Source organism: Pseudomonas sp. PS02290 (assembly GCF_029960075.1).
Lineage (GTDB): Bacteria > Pseudomonadota > Gammaproteobacteria > Pseudomonadales > Pseudomonadaceae > Aquipseudomonas.
The window spans coordinates 1-23381 of the sequence record NZ_JASCOY010000043.1 but is presented as its reverse complement, the minus strand read 5'-3'; the positions used below and the strand labels follow the sequence as shown (position 1 = coordinate 23381).

Here is a 23381-nt window from a genome sequence, read left to right as displayed (position 1 = left end):
GTCCGTTGCGTGTATACAACCGCCGTGGCGTGCTGCCATTTGAATGCCGATCAAGGATAGACCATGAGCCTTCCCCTGCTGGCCGAGCTGCCGGCTGTCCTTCTGCCGTTGGTCACTCGTGCGCGCCAATCCTGGCGCACCGCTCTCGATGCCCTCACAGATGACGCCAGGCATCCATTTCAGGCCTGGCCCGAGGCGCGGCTGCTGGCGTTCGATCGTGTGTGTGCGGCCAGCGACTTCGTCGCCGATCAGGTTTCACGCGATCCGCTGATGCTGCTCGACCTCGCTGAATCCGGTGAGCTGGAGCGCAGTTTTGCGCCCGGCGAGCTGCTTGGGCACATCGCCAATGCAGTCATTCAGGCTGCCAGCGACGATGAGTTGGGGCGTAATCTACGTCGTCAACGCACGCGCCAGCAAGTGCGAATTATCTGGCGGGATCTGACCCGGCAGGCTGATCTGGTGGAAACCTGCCGCGATCTCTCGGACATGGCAGATGGCTGCATCGATCTGGCTTACAAGTGGCTGTACGAGCGGCATTGTCAGCAATTCGGCGTGCCGACCGGCCGTCGGACCGGCGACGCACAGCAGATGGTCATCCTCGGCATGGGCAAGCTGGGCGCCGTCGAGCTGAATCTATCGTCCGACATCGATCTCATCTTTGCCTACCCCGAGGGCGGTGAAACCCAGGGCGTTAAACGCCCGCTCGATAATCAGGAATTTTTCATCCGCCTGGGTCAGCGGTTGATCAAGGCGCTGGACCCGGTCACGGTCGACGGCTTTGTCTTCCGGGTCGACATGCGCCTGCGCCCGTATGGATCTTCCGGTGCACTGGTGCTCAGCTTCAACGCGCTGGAGCAGTACTACCAGGATCAGGGCCGCGACTGGGAACGCTACGCCATGATCAAGGCGCGTGTGGTGGGCGGCGATCAGGAGAAGGGCAGCGAGTTGCTCGACATGCTCCGGCCGTTTGTCTATCGCCGCTATCTGGACTTCTCCGCCATTGAAGCGCTGCGCACCATGAAACAGCTGATCCAGCAGGAAGTCCGGCGCAAGGGTATGGCCGAGAACATCAAGCTCGGGTCCGGCGGCATTCGTGAAGTGGAATTCATCGCCCAGGCGTTTCAGTTGATTCACGGCGGTCGCGACCTAAGCTTGCAGCAGCGACCGCTGCTCAAGGTGCTGAAAACCCTTGAAGGCCAGGGCTATCTGCCCGCTGCCGTCATCGATGAGCTGCGTGAGGGTTATCAGTTTCTGCGCTACACCGAGCACGCCATTCAGGCGATTGCCGATCGGCAGACGCAAATGCTCCCCGACGACCCCCAGGATCAGGCGCGCATCGCCTTCATGATGGGTTTTGCCGACTGGGCGAGTTTCCATGAACAACTGATGTACTGGCGTGAGCGCGTCGCGTGGCACTTTCGTCAGGTTATCGCCGACCCGGACGAGGAAGAGGGCCAGCAGGACCACGGCGACGAAATCGTCGGCGGAGAGTGGCTGCCGCTGTGGGAAGAGTCGCAGAACGAAGAAAGCGCCTGCCTCCAGCTCCAGGAGGGCGGATTTGCTGACGCGCAAAAGGCCCTGAAAAACCTGAGCAACCTGCGCAACAGTTCGCAGCTGCGCTCGATGCAGCGGCTGGGGCGCGAGCGGCTCGATGCCTTTATTCCGCGGCTGCTCGCCCAAGCGGTCGAGCACGACAATCCCGATTTGGTGCTGGAGCGCGTGCTGCCGCTGGTGGAAGCGGTGGCGCGTCGCTCGGCGTATCTGGTCTTGCTCACCGAAAACCCCGGCGCGTTGCGTCGATTGCTGACCCTGTGCGCAGCCAGCCCGTGGATTGCCGAGCAGATCGCACGTTTCCCTTTACTGCTCGATGAACTGCTTAACGAAGGTCGCCTGTTCAGCCCGCCCCAAGCGCTTGAACTGGCCGCCGAGCTGCGCGAGCGTCTGACGCGTATTCCTGAAGACGACCTGGAACAGCAAATGGAAGCCCTGCGGCATTTCAAGCTGGCTCACCGTCTGCGCGTGGCTGCGTCGGAAATCACCGGCAGCCTGCCGCTGATGAAAGTCAGCGATTATCTGACCTGGCTGGCCGAAGCGATTCTGGAGCAAGTGCTGGCGCTCGCCTGGCGCCACACCGTCGCCCGTCACGGTGCACCGCGCCGACCGGACGGCACCTTGTGCGACCCCGGTTTTGTCATCGTCGGCTACGGCAAGGTCGGCGGTATCGAACTGGGTCACGGCTCGGATCTGGACCTGGTGTTCATTCACGATGGCGATCCCCAGGCTGAAACCGACGGGGCCAAGCCGATCGATGGCGCGCAGTTCTTCACCCGGCTCGGTCAGCGGATCATTCACCTGATCACCACCCAGACCAACTCGGGCCAGTTGTACGAAGTCGACATGCGCCTGCGTCCGTCCGGCGCGGCGGGTTTGCTGGTGAGTTCCCTTGGGGCGTTTTCCCGCTATCAGGAGAACGAGGCCTGGACCTGGGAGCATCAGGCGTTGGTGCGCGCGCGGGTGCTGGTGGGCAGCACCGATGTCGGCCGGCAGTTCGAGGCCGTGCGCGCCTCGGTGCTGGGGCGGGAGCGGGATCTGCCGAAGCTGCGTCAGGAGGTCAGCGAGATGCGCGCCAAGATGCGCGACAACCTCGGCACCCGTACAACGACGGCCGGCAAGGGGGCGAATGCGTTTGAACCGACGGCGCGGTTCGACCTCAAGCAGGACGCCGGAGGTATCGTCGATATTGAATTTATGGTGCAATACGCGGCCCTGGCGTGGTCCAGAGAGCATCCCGCGCTGCTTCGTTACACCGATAACATCCGTATTCTCGAAGGCCTTGAAGAGGCCGGTCTGATGGCCGCCGCCGATGCCGGCCTGCTGCGTGAGGCGTACAAGGCCTACCGCTCGGCCGCTCACCGACAGGCGCTGCAGAACGATCCGGGTGTTGTGGCCGGCGACCAGTTCGCCACCGAACGGCGCGAAGTGATGCGGATCTGGGGAGCGTTGGGGCTGAGTTGATTGCTGGCAGGGTTCGGATCTCACGGATCTATATAAAGCTATGACAGGGAGGCGTCAGGCGGCGTGTGCAAGCATCACGCAGTCTGATGGGCCTCCCTGCTCGTTTCTGGTCGTTTTTGGATGAGCATGAGAATTCTGATCGTAGGGCCCAGTTGGGTCGGTGACATGGTGATGGCGCAGACGCTGTTCCAGTGCCTCAAGCAGCGTCACCCGCAGTGCGAAATCGATGTGCTGGCGCCCGAGTGGAGCCGGCCGATTCTTGAGCGCATGCCCGAAGTACGCACGGCCCTGAGCTTCCCGCTCGGCCATGGCGCGCTGGAGCTGACCACGCGCCGGCGCATCGGCAAGTCCCTCAAGGGCCAGTACGATCAGGCGATTCTGCTACCCAACTCGCTGAAGTCGGCGCTGGTGCCATTCTTCGCCGGTATTCCCAAACGCACCGGCTGGCGTGGCGAGTTCCGCTACGGCCTGCTCAATGACGTGCGCACCCTCGACAAGCAGCGCTACCCGCTGATGATCGAACGCTTCATGGCGCTGGCCTACGACAAAGGCGCCGAGTTGCCGCACCCTTATCCCAAACCCAGCCTACAAATCGAAACGGCGAGTCGCGACGCGGCGCTAACCAAGTTCGGCCTGAGCCTCGACCGGCCGGTGCTCGCGCTGTGCCCGGGCGCCGAGTTCGGTGAATCCAAGCGCTGGCCTTCCGAGCACTACGCCAAGGTTGCCGAAGCAAAGATCCGTGAAGGCTGGCAAGTCTGGCTGTTCGGCTCAAAGAACGACCACGCCGTGGGCGAAAGCATCCGCGAGCGGCTGATTCCGGGCCTGCGCGAAGAATCCATGAACCTCAGCGGCGGCACCTCACTGGCGGAAGCCATTGACCTGCTGTCCTGCGCGGACGCAGTCGTCTCCAACGATTCCGGGCTGATGCACGTGGCCGCCGCGCTGAATCGCCCGCTGGTGGCGGTCTACGGTTCAACCTCGCCGGGCTTTACGCCGCCGCTGGCCGATGAAGTCGAGATCGTCCGCCTCGGCATCGAGTGCAGCCCGTGCTTCGAGCGCACCTGCCGTTTCGGCCATTACAATTGCCTGCGCCTGATGGAGCCGGACTCGGTGATCCAGGCCCTCGGCCGTATTGGCGCCGCCCCGGTCGAGGTCGCCTGACTTGCGGGTACTGCTGATCAAAACCTCGTCACTGGGTGACGTGATCCACACCTTGCCCGCGCTGACGGACGCCATGGGCGCGCTGCCGGGCATCCAGTTCGACTGGGTGGTGGAAGAGGGCTTCGCCGAGATTCCGACCTGGCATCCAGCGGTCGCCAACGTCATTCCGGTGGCCATCCGTCGCTGGCGCAAGAACCTGTGGCAGACCCTCAAAAACGGCGAATGGCGCCAGTTCAAACATCGTCTGCGCGACACCCGTTACGATCTGGTGATCGACGCCCAGGGCCTGCTGAAAAGCGCCTGGCTTACCCGCTACGTCAAAGCGCCCATCGCCGGCCTGGACAAGACTTCTGCGCGGGAGCCCATGGCCGCTCGCTTTTACGATCGCCCCTACGCTGTTGCCCGCGGCCAGCATGCGGTCGAGCGTTTGCGTCAGCTGTTCGCCCAGGCGCTGGGCTATCAGGTGCCTGCGGGATTGGGCGATTACGGCCTTGACCGCAGCCGCCTGCTCACTGCTACAAACGACGCGCCCTTCGTACTGTTTCTGCACGGCACCACGTGGGACACCAAACATTGGCCCGAGCTTTACTGGCGGCAATTGGCCGAACGAATGATCGGTCAGGGACTTGAAGTGCGTCTTCCGTGGGGCAACCCGGCCGAGAAGGCACGAGCCGAACGCATTGCCGATGGCCTTGATAATGCCGTCGTGTTGCCCAAACTCAATCTGGCAGGGGTTGCTCGCGTACTGGCGAGCGCCCAGGGTTGCGTCGCGGTGGACACCGGTCTTGGTCATCTGGCTGCAGCGCTGGACGTACCGACCCTGTCGCTGTTCGGCCCGACCAATCCGGGCCTGACCGGCGCGTACGGCCGGTCGCAGGTTCATCTGGCGGCCGATTACCCCGCCTGCGCGCCGTGCCTGCAAAAGAAATGCACCTACCGACCGACGCCTGAAGATCAGCGTCAGGTCGATACCGAACGCGAGTGGCCCATGTGCTTCACTCGCCTGAATCCCGAGCGGGTAGCGAACCAGTTAGGTGCGCTATTGCTGGCAAAGGAACATCCCTGATGCAACTGGCATTCGTGCTTTATAAATACTTCCCCTTCGGTGGCCTGCAGCGTGACTTCATGCGCATCGCCCTGGAGTGCCAGCAGCGCGGCCATAAAATCCGCGTCTACACGTTGATCTGGGAAGGCGACGTGCCGCCCGGCTTCGAAGTGCTGGTGGCGCCGGTCAAGGCAATCTTCAACCACCGCCGCAACGAAAAGCTCACCGACTGGATGAACGCCGACCTGGCCAAGCGTCCCGTGGACCGGCTGATTGGCTTCAACAAGATGCCCGGCCTGGACGTGTATTACGCCGCCGACGGCTGCTACGAAGACAAGGCCCAGAACCTGCGCCACGGCCTGTACAAATACTGGGGCCGCTACCGTCACTTCGCCGACTACGAGCGCGCGGTGTTCGGCAAAGACGCGAAGACCGAAGTGCTGATGATTTCTGAAGTGCAGCAGCCGCTGTTCATCAAGCATTACGACACGCCGCTGGAACGCTTTCATCTGTTGCCGCCGGGGATCTCCCAGGACCGCCGGGCGCCGCCGAATGCCGCCGAAATCCGCGCTGAATTTCGTCGGGAATTCAAGCTGGCCGACGATGACCTGCTGCTCGTGCAGATCGGCTCCGGCTTCAAAACCAAGGGCGTCGATCGCAGCCTCAAGGCGCTGGCGGCGCTGCCCGCAGAATTGAAAAAACGCACGCGCCTGTTTGTCATCGGCCAGGACGACCCCAAGGTATTCCAGGTGCAGAGCACGACGCTGGGCCTGGGCGAGCACGTCACCTTCATGAAAGGGCGCAGTGACATTCCGCGTTTTCTGTTGGGCGCCGACCTGTTGATTCATCCGGCGTACAACGAAAACACCGGCACCGTGCTGCTTGAAGCGCTGGTGGCAGGGCTCCCGGTGCTGGTCAGCGCGGTGTGCGGCTATGCCCATTACATTGCCGAAGCCGACAGCGGTCTGGTGCTTGATGAGCCGTTCGAACAGAGCCAGCTCAATCAATACCTGGCCCGCATCCTCAAGGACGACACCGCGCGCAGCACCTGGAGCCGCAACGGGCTGGCATTCGCCGACACGGCTGATCTTTACAGCATGCCGCAGCACGCTGCGGATGTGATTCTGGCGGAGCACCACGGATGAAACTGATCCTTGCTGAACCCTTCAAGACCCTCTGGGCCGGGCGCGATGCGTTCGAGGCCGTCGAGGCGCTGGAAGGCCAGGTCTACCGCGAACTCGAGAACCGGCGTACTTTGCGCACGGAGGTCGACGGGCGCGGTTATTTCGTCAAGATCCATCGCGGCATCGGCTGGGGTGAAGTGGCGAAAAACCTGCTGACTGCCAAATTGCCGGTGCTCGGCGCGGGTCAGGAGTGGGACGCGGTCAATCGCCTGCATGAAGTCGGCGTGCCGACCATGACTGCCGTGGCGTACGGCGAGCGCGGCAACAACCCGGCCATGCAGCATTCGTTCATCATCACCGAAGAGCTGGCGCCGACCGAGAGCCTGGAAGACGTCAGCCTCAACTGGCGCAATGAGCCGCCCGAGCCACGCATGAAGCGCGCGTACATCGCCGAAGTGGCCCGGCTGGTCGGGATGATGCACCGCGCCGGGGTCAATCACCGCGACTGCTACATCTGTCATTTTCTGCTGCACACCGACACGCCGGTCACGCCCGATAGCTTCCGACTCTCGGTGATCGACCTGCACCGCGCCCAGACGCGCCCGGCGATCACCCAGCGCTGGCGCAACAAAGACCTGGCCGCGCTGTATTTCTCGGCGATGGACATTGGCCTGACCCGGCGCGACAAGCTGCGGTTCCTGAAGCGTTATTTCCAGCAGCCGCTGCGGCAGATCCTGGCCCAGGAATCGGCGCTGTTGAGCTGGCTTGAAGGCAAGGCCGAGAAGCTCTATCAGCGCAAATTGCGTTACGGAGACGCGCTCTGATGGCGGGCTGGAATCTGGAGCCTGGCTACGCCGCGCTGACGGACGACTTCGGCACCCTCGACGCGGTGTTCGCCCTCAAAGGCGAGCGCCTGACCCGGGATCCGCTGTCCGAAGTCATCCGCGTCGAGCGCGGTGGCGTGAATTACTACGTCAAGCGCTACGTCGCGGCGGGCAAGGGTTTGCGCCGGTATCTGGGACGGCCCAGGGTCAAGTCCGAATGGCAAAACCTCAAGCGCTTCGCCAAGTGGGGCATCCCGACCGCAGAAGTCGTCGCGTGGGGCCTGGAGCGCAATGGCGCTGCGTATGATCGCGGCGCGCTGATCACCCGGGAACTGCCGCGTACCGAAGACCTGTCCGAACTGGCGCGGGTCAACGACATGCGCCTCGACAGCCGCGCGTGGGTCAATGGCGTCAGCCAGCAGGTCGCGCGCTACACGCGGACCATGCACGATCATCACTTCACCCATAACGATCTGAAGTGGCGCAACCTGCTGGTGGACGATCAGGCGACGGTGTTCCTCATCGACTGCCCCAACGGCGCGTTCTGGGTCAGCTTCATGCTGCGTTACCGGATCACCAAAGACCTCGCGTGCCTGGACAAGGTCGCCAAATATCACCTGTCGGCCACCCAGCGCCTGCGGTTCTATCTGCAATATCGTGGTCGTGAACGCTTGAATGATTCTGACAAGAAGCGCATCCGCCACATCGTCAGTTTTTTTGAGGGTCGCGAATGACTGTTTTCATTGCTGACGCCGACCGGGGCCTGCTCGAACGGCATGGTCTGGCGGACTTCGATGCGTTGTGGAACGTAGAGCTCGATGCGGTGGACGAGCCCAACACCGGCCGTGGCGGCTGGAGCAGTGTGTTTCGCCTGGAGCTGGAAGGCTCCGGCTACTACCTCAAGCGCCAGAGCAATTACCTGACGTATACCCTGCATCACCCGTTTGGCGAGCCGTCTTTCTCCCGTGAGTTTCGCAACATCAGCCTGTATCAGAAGCTGGGCATTCCGGCGCTGCATGCAGTGTTCTACGCGGACAGGAAAGTCGACGGCGAGCGCCGCGCAATCCTGATGACCCGCGCACTGGATGGCTGGACCGATCTGGACACGCTGTTGCAGGACTGGCACGAGCGGCCGGCCACCGAGCGTCTGGCGATTCTGCAGGCGTGCGGGCAACTGGCGCGCACGCTGCACAGGGCCGGTCAGGTGCACGGCTGTTTCTACCCCAAGCATATTTTCATGCGGGCCCGGGGCGGTGAGTACATGGCGCAGCTGATCGACCTTGAGAAGACACGCAAGTCGATCTTCGGCCAGCGCGACCGTGTCAAGGACATTGAGCCTCTTCTGCGCCGCGCACCGGTCTGGAACGAAACGGAAATACGCGAGCTGCTCGCGGCTTATCTGAACGCCCCGGTCGATAGCGGTCTGGTTGACGCTTGGTGGCAACGTGTCGCCAAACGGGGCAGTCACAAGCGCCGTGAGCGGTAAACAGAATTCCGGTTGAAATGCATAATCTGGGCTTGATCAAAGAGGGCGCCGATGCGTTTGTCTGAACTGAAAAACGCCGGTCGCACCCCGGCGCTGCCGATGAACATCGCGCTGGAGGATGCCGCCGGTCCTGCCGAGCTGCAATTGCTCAGCCTGCTGCGCGTCCTGCCCGGTCAACGCTATGTAGGCGCCGGCATCTGGCGTGGGCGCACGGTGCTGGCGAAATTACTGGTCGGTCCCAAAGCCCCTCGGCATTTCCAGCGTGAACGCGACGGCGTACAGGCGCTGGCGAAACAGGGCTTGCCAACGCCGTTGCTGTTGGCCGACGGGCTGCAGGAAGGCGAGGGCGGCTGGCTGTTGTTCGAGTTTCTGGATCAAGCCCAAAGCCTGGGCGACACCTGGAAATCAGTGGAAAACCTGCCACCGCTGGCCGATGAGCAACAGTCAGTGCTCGGCGATGCCCTGGCCGCTGTGGGTCAGATGCACGCCAAAGGCCTGTGGCAGGAAGACCTGCACCTCGACAACCTGCTGCGTCAGGGCTCCACGCTGTATTTGATTGACGGCGCGGGCATTCGCGTCGAGGAAGCCGGCAAGCCGTTGTCGCGGCAAAAGGTGCTGGAAAACCTCGGCGTGTTCTTCGCCCAGTTGCCCAAGTCACTGGAGCCGTTCACCGAAGAATTGCTGGTCTATTACCTGCTGAGCAACGGCGAGCACGGCTTGCCGGTCGAGGCGCTGCAAAAGCAGATCGACAAGGTACGCAGTTGGCGCTTGCGGGATTACCTGAACAAGATCGGCCGTGAATGCAGCCTGTTCAGCGTTGAAGACGGGCCGTTTGCCCTGCGTGCGATTCGTCGCGAAGAAGTCGCCGGAATGCTGCCGGTGCTGGAAAAGGCCGACGCGCTGGTTGACGGCGGTCATCTGTACAAGACCGGGGGCGCGGCCAGCGTCGCCAGGGTAGACGTCGCCGGCCGCGAGTTGGTGATCAAGCGCTACAACATCAAGAACCTGGCCCACTGGCTCAAGCGTTTCTGGCGCCCGTCCCGTGCCTGGCACTCCTGGCGTGAAGGCAATCGGTTGCGCTTCCTCGGCATCGCCACGCCCAAACCGCTGGCGCTGCTGGAAAAACGCTTTTTATGGCTGCGCCGCGAGGCGTATCTGGTGACCGAGTTCCTGCCGGGGCCCGACATCATCGAGCGCTTTGCGCCCTACGTGGCTAACGGCGATGCGCCGGAAGCCGAGTTGCAGGCGCTGGATACGCTGTTTGCGCAGTTGATCCGTGAGCGCATCAGCCACGGCGATCTCAAGGGTCACAACGTGTTCTGGCAACAGGATAGCTGGTCGCTCATCGATCTGGACGCCATGTGTCAGCACGGCTCCCAAGCCTCGTTCGCGACGGCGTTCGCCAAAGATCGCGCGCGCTTCATGCGCAACTGGCCGGCGGACAGCGCGCTGCACCAAGTGCTGGAGCAGCGCATTCCGACGGTTTCAAAGACGCCGGACTGACCGTCAGTCCGCGTGCTTGAGGTTGATCTCCACCAGTGCGTCGATCAATGCCTGCACGTTATCGAACGGCTGGCGATGAACCTGCGGCCATGACTCGCGCTCGACGTAGGCTTTGCCAGCGGTATTGAACCGCACCGGCGTGTGCTTGAGGGTGCGGTCCCTTGAGCGATGCACGATCGTGGGCCGCAAGGGGGCGGACTCATCGAGCAGGAACATGCCCGGACTGTGCAGTCTGTCGCCGACGGGCGCAGCGAGTTGAGGACGTGGTGGCAGTTCGATCTCCACGCGGAAATCATTCTGCACCAGCACTGGCTCATGACCCAGCCCCGCCGGGACCTGTTCGCCCGGATCGATCATGATGCCATGGCCTTTCCCCTGCGCCACGTCCATCACCCGCACGCCAATCCCCTGTTCCAGCTCGGCGATGCCCGGGACGCTGTTTTTGAACGTGTTGGCATGGGTTTCACCCACCAGCGCCATCCACTTGTGCGGCCCCATCACCTCTTGATGCTTGCGTATCGTGCGGGACGCAAAGTAGCTGAGCACCTGCTGGCGCGTTGTGTTGGAGTGGGTCGGCATATGGCGGATGAAGTAACTGGCGGCGCAGTCGATCGCGCGGATTTCAATGCCGTACCGCCTGGCCTGGACCACCAGCCTTTCGAACGAGTAGAGGCCGGTCGGGTCGGTCCGGAACGTCTGGTCCATGCGCTTGAGGTCGTGCAGCAGACGTTTGCTCATCAGCCCCGTTTCAGCGAAGCGGTCCAGGTCGGCCTGATGGACGTCCGTCAGCAAATGCTCCATGTACAGCGTCTTCACGTCCTGTCGCGCCAGATGCTCCATGTTGTCGAGGATGAAGCGCTTGCTGGCGCGTGCCGAATGGGATTCGCCAATGACCACTCCGGATGTGTTTTCGTACAGCTCTTCGATGAACATGCTCAACGGCGTGTCGGCTTTTACCTCGGGCAGAGTCACCCGTTCAGGGAGGGCCAGGTTGAGCACTGAGCGCGCATCTTTCTGCAGCGTGTTCGCCAGTTCGAAGAACTTCTCACGCACCTCCACCAAATGACTTTCGATGAAAAAGTAATCGGGGTTGAGGCCTCTGTGACGGAAGTTGGCCAGGTCATGAAAGATGCTCCGCATGTCGGCAGGCATCTGGTAGCGGTTGTCGATCAGCGACTGCTGAATGGCGCCCAGGGGGTAGTCGTTGCTCCAGGTTGCGGCATCGGCGCGGGTCCAGTAGCCGGCCGGGTTCCATTCGAAACCGTGATCACCGACGTAGGGATTCACCTCGCTTCGGCGGTGGGAAACGATGGCGCGGCGATTCGGGTCCAGGCCCCACTCCAGGGGCGAACGTCGTTCGAAAAAGCCATACAGCGCATCGTCCATCGACGTGCTGGATGGACTGACGGGCGAGGCTGCGCCGGCCCCGTTATCGATATTCGGGTTGCCGATCTGTGCCTTGAAGTCCGCGCGCGACGCCGCGCTGCTGATGACGGCATCGCTGTCCACGGATATCTGGATCGGCGCGCCCAACGGCACGTCTTCGACGCGCAGGCTGAGTACGCCTTGCAGTTCACTGATGCCTGGCTGTTGCTGCCAAGTGTTGGCGGTGCGGTGGTCGAGCAGCGCGATCCAGCGCCTGCCCGGGTGCTGCTGCACATCGCCGCTGATCACTTTGTGACCAAAGAAGACCGCCATCTTTTGGGGTGCGAGGGCATCACCTGCAGCGGATGCCACTTCGTTGCCCGCGTAGTCATAGCTGACCGATGAACTGAACGGACGAACGTCGATGCCGTGGCGGTGGGCCGCTTTGATCAGGTGGTAATAGTCGTATTTTTCGCTGCCGTTCTTGAGCGCGCCCTCGTTCACGGTCTCCAGGTAGTGCTTGATCATGTGGGAGCCGCTGCGCGTCTTGCTGCCGAGTGCCTTGTATTTCTGCAGCTTGTGCGTGTGCTGGTCGGTGTGCAGATGCTCGATGTACAGCACCTCGACCTTGCGCTCCGCCAGCAACGGCATGTTGTCGATCAGCAGTTGTTTGCTGGCGATGGACGTCGGAGCTTCGCCAATCACCAGGCCGTTGGATTTTTTCAGTGCGGCGTCGAAGAAGGCTTGAGTCGTCACGCCATCGGCCAGCACCGGCAACTCGGGTTTGCCGGGAAGGGGCGGGTGCTCGAAGAATGCTTTTGCATCGCGGTAGAGGTTCTGGCGCAACGTGCTGTAGGTCGAGCGACCGCCCTGGAAAATGTCGTCGAAAAACTCGTGCAGTCCGAACGGGCCTCCTTCAAATTGTTCCGCCTGCCTTGGGCTGACGATGCCGAAGACGTAGGGCTGCAGCGATTCCGGCATTTCGTAATCGCTCAAGTCGCCCACCGCCGTGGCGGGGCCTGCGGGGGTTTCGTCCAGTCGGCTGAACGAAGGCAGAACGCCGCCTCGCAAGCGCGCAGGCTCAAGCAGCTGCCACTGGCCCTGGCGGTTGAGGCGCACCGTCTGGCGGCCAAAAAAGGCGAACGGGTTGCGCGGATCGACGATCTGCCAGGCGGCCAGCCTGGCGTCGTACTGGACCTGGTACGTCTGGCCCTGCATGGCGATGTAAAAGTTGCCACGAACTATGCTGACACCTTGCCCGTGCGGGCGGCTTAGTGGGAGCGCGTCTGTCAGCGATACATCTACCGCGTGCAGCGGAGGTGAGACGGTATTTGCGACCCGCACCGGCGGGGTGTCCTGCTGCAATGCCCTCCATACGCCGGTCACATCGGTTTGCGCATAACGCCCTGTGGGCTGAAGGGTTTCGGGGGGCAGTGCGTGGGTCCGGTACAGCGGAACATGGCGGTTGGCAGACTGAGGCGCGGCCCAGAAGAGTTCGTTCTCCACCGCGACCGGCTGCAGCGTCTCATCGGTGGCATGGGCAACCGAGCGGGCGTACCTGCCGGCAGTTTTTTGTCCGGCCAGGTCCTTCAAAATGCCGCCGAGCCCTTTCATTCCCGAGTGCAGATCGCCCGCAGCGCCCGCCGTGTTGAGCCAGGCGCTGAGCACGTAGAAGCTGGCGGTGGCGTGATCCCGCTCGTCGAGGGCTCGCAGCGCGCGATAACCATCAGCGCTCGCGATGATCATGCCGACGGCAAAGCTGGCAGGCGGGAAGGGCAAGGTCACGGCGGTCGCGATCAGCTCGAGGCTGCTCCAGACCTGTCGGCAGAGCATGTCTGCACGGCCGATCGTGGTGTCCTCGACATCCTGGATCTTGCGCTCGATCACTTGGTTGAAACACACGTCATACAGGTTGCTGAACGGCGCCCTCGGCAGCACCGGTTTGCGACCACCGCCTTTCTTCAGTTCAGCCAGGGCGAATGCCAGCGGCATGCCGGCCTTCACCCGGGCGCGGCTCAGGTAGTAATCGCCCATGCCTTCGCTCAGCAGCGTGTTGCCGAACGCGCTAAGTGGTCGGAAGGCGCGGCCGTCCGGTGCCTGCGGCGTATACAGCAGAACCTGCTCCAGCGTGCTCGCCTCAGGCGGCGTGAGCAGGAAGCAGCCGTGAATGACCTCTGCACGAGACGCGATAGCCATCACGTCCACGCTCAATTGCAGTGGATAGACCCGATAGCGCAGGCGGTCTGCCGCGCTGCTCTGATGCATGTTGACGATGGAGAGGGTGAGCCAGTGCAGCTGGGTGGCGTCGATGTGGCCTTCGAGAAAGCTGCGCAAGGCGTCGGCGCGCATTTGCAATTGCGTCAGCAACAGGCTCTGTTGACGGCGCCAGTCGTAGCCCTCGCTGGCAGGCGCCAGCAGTTGCCCGCGAATCATCGCGATGTACTGATCGGCGACCCATTGACCGCGAACCGAGCCGGCGACCTTCTCCGGGCTCAGTGGTGTGAGATCGACGCCCTCGGGGCCGCTGAAAGTGGCGGTGGTATCGGCCGCCGGGTTGAGCAGGCCAAGGGTGTCGTCGTAACCGTCACGCAGCATCTGGGTGTAGGACAGGGTTTCGCGGGGCGTGTGAATGATGATCCGGTCAGGGTCCACCGTTTCCGGCGGCAGACCCAGCAGCGCGTTGATCTTGCGGCTGGCAGTCCGATGAACGTAGGCGTTGAAGTCGGTCACCCGAGTGTGTGGGGCGGCTTGGTAGATTTCACCCGCCGCCACGATCGTATCCTCCAGTGCCACCATTTGCTGACGCTGCTCGGCGGATGCCCGCAGGATCCAGCCCGGGGTATGCAGCCGTTGCTCCGAGAGCATTACCTGCACGCGCGCCGACACCAGCGCACGCACACCGCTGTTGTAATCGGGGAGGGTGGCGTAGCTGATCCAGTCCTGGGCAGGCGCTGGCTTTTCACTCAAATCATGCAGCTGGCCTTTCAGGGCGGCTCTTCTGCCGGCGGTGATCTGCGCCAGCAGGAAGTGGTTCATGTCGGCGGACCGGCTCCAGCTCACCAGTTCGCCGAGCAACTGACGCTCGTTGTCGAAGCGTTGGAAATGTTGGGTGCGCGGGCTGTCCGGGGTGAACATCAGCAGCCCGTCCGACTGCCCCGAAGCGTCCAGCTTGCGCAACAGCAGCACGCTGCTCAATACGTCGTGACCGTTCAGCTTGATCTGCTGCACGGCCACGGCGGGATTTCGCGGCGCGGCGGTGTCCGGATTCAGCGACTCGATCAGGCTCAGGTCGGAAGGCTGGATATGCCCCTGCAGTTCGGCGCCGCGGGCCTGGGCGATGAGCTGATGATGCATCGCTTCGCCCATCAGGCGCTGGATGGTCGGCGAGCCGAGCGCCTGGCGTTGCGCGGGGCCGAAACGCGTTCGCAGGTCTTGCTCGTTGATGACATCGGCGAGGTAGGCCGGCGTCATGTCGCTGTATTCAGGCTCAAGCGGCAGACCGTTGTGAGTGATTCGGCTGTGGGTCTGGAAGGCCGAATCTGGGGCTGTGTCGCCGGGATGCAGGCCGTAAAGTGCCAGATGCGTCAGCGTTCGGCGGACGGAGAAGGTTTCACTGGTGATGGGCTGCGTCCGTTCGGTGCTGATCAGGACCTCGTCCGGATCGAGATCAATACCCAGATCATTGGCCAGTCGCGCGCGCAGACGGCTTCGCGCGAATTGCTGCGGGGACGCGGTGCCGTCCATGACGCTCATCAACGCATTGCGCGATCGCTCGTAATCCATCAGGCCCGAGGCGTAGCGCTCACGTTGCTCGGTGCTGGCCATCTCCAGCCAGTCGGGGCGTGCGCGGCGCTCATCTCGCTGGGCGCGACGATCCTGCGCAGCGGCTATGGCGCCGCCCGGGCCCCAGGATTTCGGCTGGTGGAGCAGGTCTTCGAGTCGGGCCTGAAGGGCCTGAGGCGACAGGTTGTGGGCGTTACCGAACAGCGCGTCGATGTCCACACGCTGCCTGGCCAGCAGGCGATCAAAGGCATGGTCGTAGGGCGATCCCTTGATCGGCTGCAGTTGAAAGTCCGAAGGGTGGGTGGGCTCAAGAAATACATCACCGCCGGAGGCAATCTCGAGCCAGGCGTCGCGCGTGCTGTCCTGCATAAGACGCAAGAGTGGCAGGCGCAGGAGTGGGTGATTGATGCGGCGGGCGAGTGCTTGCTGCAATGCCTCGTTCGACACGAAGCCTTCGGCGGCCTGGCCGTGCAACCAGAGCAAGGTCTGGCCCGGCTGGGCGGTTGCGACCAGCGCCCCGGCCAGCTCAATGCGACGTTCTGCATCAAGTTGCAGCTCGAGCGCGCTGAACACCACATGCTCTTGGGCGTCCATGCCCGGCAGGCAGCGCGCATAGTCGCGGTGCAGCTCGCCTTCTTCTATGTTCAGCAGCAGGTCGTCACGCAGGGTCAATTCGATGCAGGTCACGAAGAGCTCGCGGCGTGAAATATCACGCGCACTGGCTTCGGCCCAGAAATGAGTGATGGCCGAGTGCAGCAGCGTTTTCTGCTCCGGGCTCACTGGCAGCGGCGGGGTGTTGAGGCAGGCCTTGGCATCCGGAAGATGCTGAAGCTCGGCGTCAAGTACAGAAGCCAGCGTGGTCAGCCGATCAAGCGCAGGCGGGTTGGGTGAAAAGGTTTCCATGGCGTACAGCATTCCTGAGTGATCTCCGCGCAATGAGCTTGCGCAAGAGCCGGGCAAGCAGCCCGATGATTCGTCGAGCGATCAATCAATCAGAACGCCGGGGCGCGTGGTGCTAAATAGTTAACGCACGAGGTGAGGCGCAAACGTGTAGGACCGGCTTCAGCCGGGAAGGCGTCATTCGTAACGCCGCAGGATTGAGGGCGCTGACACTGGCCTCTTCCCGGCTGAAGCCGGTCCCACCGAGGCATCGCGGGGCAGTTCATTCCCTGCGACCACTTCCAGAGCCATTACGCTATAATCCCGCCCTTTAGCTGTCTGCCGCCGTGGCGCCAGACACACCTTATTTGTCAGGCGCGTGATGCCTGCATGCAGACTTAAGAGGCTAGACCCTAGTGGCATTGACGATCCTTGGCCTGTCCGGCGCCCTTAGCCATGATCCTTCCGCAGCCCTGTACATCGACGGCAAGCTGGTTGCTGCGGCCGAAGAAGAGCGTTTCGTTCGCGACAAGCATGCCAAGAACCGCATGCCCTACGAATCAGCGAAGTTCTGCCTGGAGCAAGCGGGCATCAAGCCTTCCGACGTCGACGTCGTGGCCATTCCTTTCGCGCCCATCAGCCTGTTCGGCGAAGCGCGCTGGCACTACGCCAAACGTTACTGGTATGCCCCGGACCGCGCCCTCGACGCGATTCTGATGGGCAACCGCCGCTACAAGCGCTATCGCAACAAAATCGTCTGGTGCCTGGAACAACTGGGTTTTGACCCGAAAAAGATCAAGATCGAGCCCGTCGAGCACCACCTTGCCCACGCTTCCAGCGCCTACCACTGCTCCGGCTTCCAGGAGAAAACCGCGATCCTCGGGATCGACGGCAAGGGTGAGTACGCCACCACGTTCTTCGGCTACGGCGAAAACGGCAAGATCCACAAGATCAAAGAATTCTACGACCCGGACTCCCTCGGCGGGCTGTATGGCGCGATCACCGAATTCCTCGGCTTCGAGATGCTCGACGGCGAATTCAAAGTCATGGGCATGGCGCCGTACGGCGATGCGACCAAATACGACTTCTCGCGCCTGGCCACCTTTGAAAACGGCGAACTGGTGATCAACACCGAATACGCCAACGTCATCGGCCTGCGTCGTTACAAAGAGAAGGGCAAAGGCTTCTACTTCTCGCCGAAACTGATCGAGTGGCTGGGCCCCAAGCGCGAAGGCGACATCGCCGACGAGCCGTACATCCATTACGCCGCCAGCATGCAGGCGCTGTTCGAGAAGCTGTCGCTTCAGATGATCGACCACTATCTGGGTGACATCCTCAAGGAAACCGGCAAGCTCGCCTTCGCTGGCGGCTGTGCGCTGAACGTCAAACTGAACCAGAAAATCATCGCGCGCCCTGACGTCAAAGAGCTGTTCGTTCAGCCTGCGTCGGGTGATGCCGGGACCGCTGTCGGTGCCGCCGCCTATGTTTCCCACGCCCGCGGCGTGCCGGTCGAGAAGATGGAACACGTCTACCTCGGCCCGTCCTACAGCAACGAAGACGTCATCGCCGCCTGCGCCCGCCACCCGAGCAAGCCGGCCTGGCGCCAGATCGACAACACCCCCGAGCGCATCGCCAAAATCATGGTCGCGGGCAACCCGGTGGCTTGGTTCCAGGGCCGCATGGAATTCGGTCCTCGTGCCCTCGGTGGTCGTTCGATCATCGGCTGCCCGAGCATTGCCGGCGTCGCCGATCGCATCAACCATCAGATCAAGTTCCGCGAGCGCTGGAGGCCTTTCTGCCCGTCGATGCTCGACACCGTCGCCCCGCAGATGATCAAGATCGATCACCCGGCGCCGTTCATGACCTTCACGTTCGAAGTGGCGGAAGAGTGGAAAACCCGTGTGCCGGAAGTCGTCCACGAAGACGGTACCTCCCGCGCCCAGGTGCTCAAGCGCGAATACAACCCGCGCTACTACGACATGATGAAGGCGCTGGAAAACCTGACCGGCAATGGGGTTTCCCTCAATACGTCGCTCAACCGTCGCGGCGAGCCGATGATCTGCTCGCCGACCGATGCGCTGAATATGTTCTTCGGCTCCGATCTGGAGTACCTGATCATGGAAGACATTCTGGTGGTCAAAGACGGCGTGGACACCCATGACACGCTCAGCTGAGCGCCATGTTCTCCAGTTCTGCCACGGCTATGACGGGCCGTTCCTCGACTGCGCCCGTCAATACGCCAGCCTGTTCGTGGGCAGGGGATACCGTGTCACCACGGTATTCCTGACCGGCGCCGCCGATGCCGAGGTTGCAGCCAGTTGCGCGTCGGACGAAGTGCTGTTCATGGAGTACAGCTCCAAGGCCATCGGCGGCATGAAGGTGGGAGCGATCCGCGATCTGCGCAAGATCGCGGCGTCCCGCAGTTTCGAGTTTTGCATCACCCACCGTTTCAAGCCGACCTACATCGCACTGGTCGCGACCCGCTTGCCGGTGATCGGCGTCCATCATGCGTTTGGTGATTACCGGCGCCGCAGCCGCAAGGTGCTGGCGAACCTGTTCCGCTCCCGCCTGAGCCTGCTGGGCGTGTCCGATGCCGTGCGCGATGACATTCGCTCCTGCCTGCCGAAATGGCCGGTCGAGCGTATCCAGACCCTTTATAACCGCATCGATGTCGATCAACTGAGCGCCACGCTCTTGTCCCGTGAGGAGGCCCGCGACGCGTTGGGCCTGGCCCAGGAGGCGTGGGTCGTGGGCAATGTCGGGCGGCTGCATCCCGACAAGGACCAGTCGACGCTGCTGCGCGGATTCGCCCAGGCGTTGCCGAACCTGCCCGCCGACAGCCAACTGGTGATTCTCGGTCAGGGTCGGCTGGAACAGGACCTCAGACACCTGGCGGCCGAACTGGGTATCGGCCACGAGGTCATGCTGGCGGGGCAGGTGACTCAAGCCAGCCGCTACTTCAAGGCCTTCGACGTGTTCGCACTGAGCTCCGATCACGAACCCTTCGGCATGGTGCTGCTGGAAGCCATGGTGGCCGGCGTGCCTCTGCTGGCAACCGCCTGTGGCGGCGCGAAGGAAGTGGTCGAAGGCGTGGGCATACTGTTTCCCCTGGGCGAAGCCGAGTCTCTGGCTCAGGGGCTGATCCACCTTTCGCGGATGGACGCCGAGCTGCGGCAGTCCTGCGCGGATGCGATGCTGCAACGGCTGCACGAACGTTTCAGCGATGAGGCGGTAAAAGCAGTTTTCTGGCAGTTGCCGCAAGTCGTCGCGCTCACCTCGGAAACCTGATTTCATTCGAACCGCTGGCAGCCATTGGCCTCTGATAGCAATGAATACCCGGCTGCATAGCACAGGATATGGATTGGAATGGTTGTAAAAAATTTGCCGGCACGTGCGGGGTACATCGCAGGTTTACTGCTTGCGGTGGTGATGCTAATCATATTTCTCGGGCCGTTCTGGTGGCCCGGTGAGTCAAGTTCCTGGGCTGCGTTCATTCGCGCGGCGCTGGTCGTTGCCTTGCTTTGCGCAGCGCCGGCGGTGAGTAGGCGATCATTTTCAGTCAGTCCGCTGACCTACACCGTCCTGCTGCTGTTCGCCTATCTGCTGATCAACAGCCTGATGTCAGACGACGACATGAAATCCCTTCGTCGGCTTCTGCTCATCTTTGTGTTTTTCATCGGCGTTGGCGTGATTAGGGCGAGGGGCACATTCGATTGGGAAAAAATCCTCAAGCTGTCGGTCGTGGTGGTTGCGCTGTTCGCCACATTTTCCATGCTCAATCTCGCCATCCACGGTGCGTTTGTCCTCGGCTATCGGCAGATGTCACTGGCTGGCTCGGGAGTGACCGATGTCGCCGACTTCGGCAACACCATCGTTGCCGGCATGAACTACGGCTTGTTTCTGCTGGCCGGTATCTGGCTGACATTACGCTCAAGGCGCCGTGCCGAAATCGGCCTCTGGCTGCTGTGCTGCGCCCTTATCGCCACGTACATCTACTTCACTTTCGCGCGCAGCGCCTGGCTGGCTTCATCGGTCGGCGGGCTGGTGGTGCTTGGCACGATGACCAGTGGCAAGCTGCGTCGCAATATCCTGATTCCTGCGGCCATCGTCGTCGCGCTTGTGCTCATTTTCGGCTTCAGCGAGCTCGCTTACGAAGTGCAGACCCGTGGCGTGACCGGGCGCAACGAAGTCTGGCTCGCGGTATTCGAGCGCCTGGCCGGCCACTGGTGGTTCGGGGTTGGCGCGGGTACGCCACTGGGCGAAGTTCACCTATCGACCGGGCAAATCGTGCGCAACACCCACGGCCTGTATTTCGAGGTGCTTTATCAGTTCGGCATCGTCGGTCTGGCGCTGCTGCTGGCGACGATGCTGCATGCTGGCGCGTGTCTGGCCCGAGCGCGCAAGACCTCGGAGATCGCTCGGCTCTGGCTGGCGATCCTCTGCGCCGGTGGCGTGGTCATGACCGTGGAACTGCACACCTTCGTTGGGTCACCCAATCTGGTGTGGGAATGGCTCTGGCTGCCCCTCGCTGGCGCGGTCGCCATCTCGCGGGAGGCGCGGCGTGCTGAGGATTGAAGCGCGGGGCGAGCAACGCTGGCTGGTAGGGCATGATCTGGAAGTGTGCCTGCAGGACTTTGCGCAATCCCGCGGTTCTGTTACAGGTCCGGTATTGCTGCTGGCGTCCGGCCCCTCGGCGAACGAGTTTCCGCTTCCCCGTTACCGGAGCCTGCCGGTCGTCGCCATGAACGGCTCGATCGTGCGCTGCGTCGACGAGGGCATCCGGCCTTTCTACTACCTGTGCGACGACCCGAACTTTGTCATCGGCCGGCCGGCGCTGGCGCTGATGGGGGTTCGCCACGGCGAGCATCTGGCGATGAGTCTGGATGTACTTCAGGCGATTCATTCGGCCGACGCCACTGCGCTGAACGGCAAGAAAATCTATCTGCTGGAACGGGTCAATCGCCAGGAAGGCAAGGCCGTCATGTCGGATCGAGCCTACGCGTGGTCAATCCGCAACGACGACGAGCTGATCTCCAACTTCTCCCTGCTGCGCCGCAAGCCTAACCGCATCGGCTTCAGCCTGAACCTCAAACGCGGCTATTTCGGCAGCCGAACCATCCCCTTCGGCGCCTTGCAGCTGGTCTGCCATCTGGGGTTTCGTCAGGTGTTCGTGGTCGGGATGGACCTGCGTCAGGGCGGGGGGCGTTTTTACGAGAAGGGAGAAGCGGCTTTGCCCAGCAGCCTGGACGAGGATTTCGAGCAATACATCCTGCCAAGCTTCGCGTTGATGGCCCGCAAGATCCTGCCGCGAACCGGCATGCAGGTGTTCAATCTATCCAGTGTCAGCCGTATGCCGGAGCGGGTCATTCCCAAAATCACCCTGCAGCGCCTCGACGAGCTGCTGGGCGTTCAACCCGACCCTTCTACGCAAACAGCGCCTTCAAACGCGCCGTGAAGTGGGCGCTCCGGCCTTCGGTGTAAGCTGAAATAAAGGCCGTGCCCCCATCGCTTTCCACCAGCCACGCGCGATCTTCCTTATACCTGAGCAGGTGCTGGAAATTGCGCAGCCGCTTCGAATCGCTCAGCGCGCGACGCTGGCACTTCATGTCAGAGATATCGATGAGCCCCAGTTTCGCCTCCGGGGTGAGGATCACATTGCCCATGTGCAGCGAGCGAAAGTAGACGCCGCGATCATGCAGGTGGGCAATAAACGTACCCAGTTCAGCCCGCAGTGGCGCGCTTTCACCGTGCTCTTTCAACACCTGGCGGATGGTCAGGCCGGGCAACGGCGTGTAACGCACGGCATCGCGGCTGATGCTGGCAATTCGGTAGGTGGCGATGACGTCGGGGCAGGGAATGCCACGTTTTTTGAGGGCGTCGATGTTGTCGGCGAAGCGTTGCGCGTAGGGGAACAGCAAGGCCGAGCTGATCAGGCGCTTGCGGCGGAACAGTTTGAGAATGGTGCCGTCTTCAAGCAACAGAACCTTGTCCCCGGATCCGTCCGCTTCGAGCACGGTGGCGTTTTCTCGCAAGGCCAGATAGGCGCTGTGTTCCATTGGGTGCATCGGCATACTTACCTGAACAAATGCGGCATGTTACCTGAGTCGGCCCCGCTTGGGTCGCGGCAGGGGTCGACAAATATGGGTTGTGCTACCATGCCCGCCTAATTTTTTCGTGCGGATTCCCATGAGCAGTCCTGATCCTCAAGCTAAAACGACCCTGGCGATTTACTTTCGTCTATTGACCTATGTGCGGCCGTACATCGGCCTTTTCTGCTTGAGCATTGTCGGCTTTCTTATCTTTGCGTCCACCCAGCCGATGCTCGCCTACATCCTCAAATACTTCGTCGATGGCCTGGCCAATCCCGAAGCCAGCCTGTTCCCCGGCAACCCCTATATTGGTCACCTGCAATTGCTGCAGGCGGTGCCGCTGATGATCGTTCTGATCGCGGCCTGGCAGGGCGCCGGCTCTTATTTAGGCAACTTCTTCCTGGCCCGCGTTTCCCTCGGGCTGGTGCATGACCTGCGCGTCGTTTTGTTCAACAAATTGCTCACGCTGCCCAACCGCTTCTTCGACAACAGCAACTCAGGGCATCTGATCTCGCGCATCACCTTCAACGTGACCATGGTCACCGGCGCTGCCACCGACGCAATCAAGGTTGTGATTCGCGAAGGCATGACGGTTATCTTTCTGTTCGGCGCGCTGCTGTGGATGAACTGGAAACTGACCCTGGTGATGCTGGCGATACTGCCGCTCATTGCGGTCATGGTGAACAGCACCAGCAAGAAGTTTCGCAAGCAGAGCAAGAAGATTCAGGTGGCCATGGGCGACGTGACCCACGTGGCGTCCGAGACAATCCACGGCTATCGCGTGGTCCGCAGCTTTGGCGGCGAAGACTACGAAAAGGCCCGCTTCGAAAAGGCCAGCCGCAGCAATACCAAAAAGCAGTTGGCGATGACCAAGACCGGTGCGGTTTACACGCCGATGCTGCAATTGGTGACCTACAGCGGCATGGCCATCGTGATGTTCCTTGTCCTTTATCTGCGCGGCGACTCGTCGGCGGGTGATCTGGTGGCCTACATCACCATGGCCGGCCTGCTGCCCAAGCCGATCCGTCAGTTGTCCGAAGTCAGTTCCACCATCCAGAAAGGCGTCGCCGGTGCGGAGAGCATCTTCGAGCAACTGGATGAGCAGAC

The 23381-nt window shown here is 62.1% G+C and carries 15 protein-coding genes; 13 read left to right on the top strand and 2 right to left on the bottom strand.

What is annotated here, in order from left to right:
- Nucleotides 1-63: 63 nt before the first annotated feature.
- The 8 genes from glnE (at nucleotide 64) to QMX88_RS18025 (ending at nucleotide 10158) form a co-directional block, all read left to right on the top strand.
- Nucleotides 64-3015, top strand: a complete 2952-nt coding sequence (gene glnE / locus QMX88_RS18060; protein WP_282371693.1) for a bifunctional [glutamate--ammonia ligase]-adenylyl-L-tyrosine phosphorylase/[glutamate--ammonia-ligase] adenylyltransferase — start codon at nucleotides 64-66, stop codon at nucleotides 3013-3015.
- Nucleotides 3016-3141: 126 nt separating this feature from the next.
- A complete protein-coding gene (waaF, locus tag QMX88_RS18055; RefSeq protein ID WP_282371692.1) occupies nucleotides 3142-4176 on the top strand; it encodes a lipopolysaccharide heptosyltransferase II in 1035 nt (344 codons plus the stop codon).
- Nucleotide 4177: 1 nt separating this feature from the next.
- Nucleotides 4178-5242: a lipopolysaccharide heptosyltransferase I gene (gene waaC / locus QMX88_RS18050; RefSeq protein ID WP_282371691.1), complete on the top strand. Its 1065-nt coding sequence runs from the start codon at nucleotides 4178-4180 to the stop codon at nucleotides 5240-5242.
- Nucleotides 5242-6366 carry a glycosyltransferase family 4 protein gene (locus QMX88_RS18045; RefSeq protein WP_282371690.1) on the top strand — a complete coding sequence of 375 codons (1125 nt, stop codon included), beginning with the start codon at nucleotides 5242-5244 and terminating at the stop codon, nucleotides 6364-6366. Before waaC ends, QMX88_RS18045 begins: the two co-directional genes overlap by 1 nt.
- A complete protein-coding gene (rfaP, locus tag QMX88_RS18040) occupies nucleotides 6363-7169 on the top strand; it encodes a lipopolysaccharide core heptose(I) kinase RfaP (protein ID WP_282371689.1) in 807 nt (268 codons plus the stop codon). The genes QMX88_RS18045 and rfaP overlap by 4 nt, the downstream gene beginning before the upstream one ends.
- Complete coding sequence (locus QMX88_RS18035) at nucleotides 7169-7903, top strand: lipopolysaccharide kinase InaA family protein (protein ID WP_192171139.1); 735 nt, start codon at nucleotides 7169-7171, stop codon at nucleotides 7901-7903. Before rfaP ends, QMX88_RS18035 begins: the two co-directional genes overlap by 1 nt.
- Nucleotides 7900-8655, top strand: a complete 756-nt coding sequence (locus QMX88_RS18030) for a lipopolysaccharide kinase InaA family protein (RefSeq protein WP_282371688.1) — start codon at nucleotides 7900-7902, stop codon at nucleotides 8653-8655. Before QMX88_RS18035 ends, QMX88_RS18030 begins: the two co-directional genes overlap by 4 nt.
- A gap of 51 nt (nucleotides 8656-8706) precedes the next feature.
- Nucleotides 8707-10158: a lipopolysaccharide kinase InaA family protein gene (locus QMX88_RS18025; RefSeq protein ID WP_282371687.1), complete on the top strand. Its 1452-nt coding sequence runs from the start codon at nucleotides 8707-8709 to the stop codon at nucleotides 10156-10158.
- A 3-nt stretch (nucleotides 10159-10161) separates the two neighbouring features.
- Here the strand turns inward: QMX88_RS18025 and QMX88_RS18020 are convergent, their stop codons facing one another.
- On the bottom strand, nucleotides 10162-16209 hold the full coding sequence (locus QMX88_RS18020) for a membrane-targeted effector domain-containing toxin (protein WP_282371686.1): 6048 nt from the start codon (nucleotides 16207-16209) through the stop codon (nucleotides 10162-10164).
- Between the two features lie 392 nt (nucleotides 16210-16601).
- Between QMX88_RS18020 and QMX88_RS18015 the strand changes: the two genes are divergently transcribed.
- The 4 genes from QMX88_RS18015 (at nucleotide 16602) to QMX88_RS18000 (ending at nucleotide 21640) form a co-directional block, all read left to right on the top strand.
- Nucleotides 16602-18359: a carbamoyltransferase family protein gene (locus tag QMX88_RS18015; protein WP_192171135.1), complete on the top strand. Its 1758-nt coding sequence runs from the start codon at nucleotides 16602-16604 to the stop codon at nucleotides 18357-18359.
- Entirely contained in the window at nucleotides 18343-19473 is a 1131-nt protein-coding gene (locus QMX88_RS18010; protein ID WP_282371685.1) for a glycosyltransferase, read from the top strand. Before QMX88_RS18015 ends, QMX88_RS18010 begins: the two co-directional genes overlap by 17 nt.
- 141 nt (nucleotides 19474-19614) lie before the next feature.
- Nucleotides 19615-20760: an O-antigen ligase family protein gene (locus QMX88_RS18005; RefSeq protein ID WP_282371684.1), complete on the top strand. Its 1146-nt coding sequence runs from the start codon at nucleotides 19615-19617 to the stop codon at nucleotides 20758-20760.
- A complete protein-coding gene (locus QMX88_RS18000) occupies nucleotides 20747-21640 on the top strand; it encodes a lipopolysaccharide core biosynthesis protein (RefSeq protein ID WP_282371683.1) in 894 nt (297 codons plus the stop codon). Before QMX88_RS18005 ends, QMX88_RS18000 begins: the two co-directional genes overlap by 14 nt.
- Here the strand turns inward: QMX88_RS18000 and QMX88_RS17995 are convergent.
- Nucleotides 21609-22250, bottom strand: a complete 642-nt coding sequence (locus QMX88_RS17995; RefSeq protein WP_282371682.1) for a lipopolysaccharide kinase InaA family protein — start codon at nucleotides 22248-22250, stop codon at nucleotides 21609-21611. The two genes, QMX88_RS18000 and QMX88_RS17995, sit on opposite strands and share 32 nt — an antisense overlap.
- A 121-nt stretch (nucleotides 22251-22371) precedes the next feature.
- Between QMX88_RS17995 and QMX88_RS17990 the strand changes: the two genes are divergently transcribed.
- Nucleotides 22372-23381, top strand: a 1010-nt coding sequence (locus QMX88_RS17990; protein ID WP_282371681.1) for an ABC transporter permease, incomplete at its 3' end; no start/stop codon positions are given.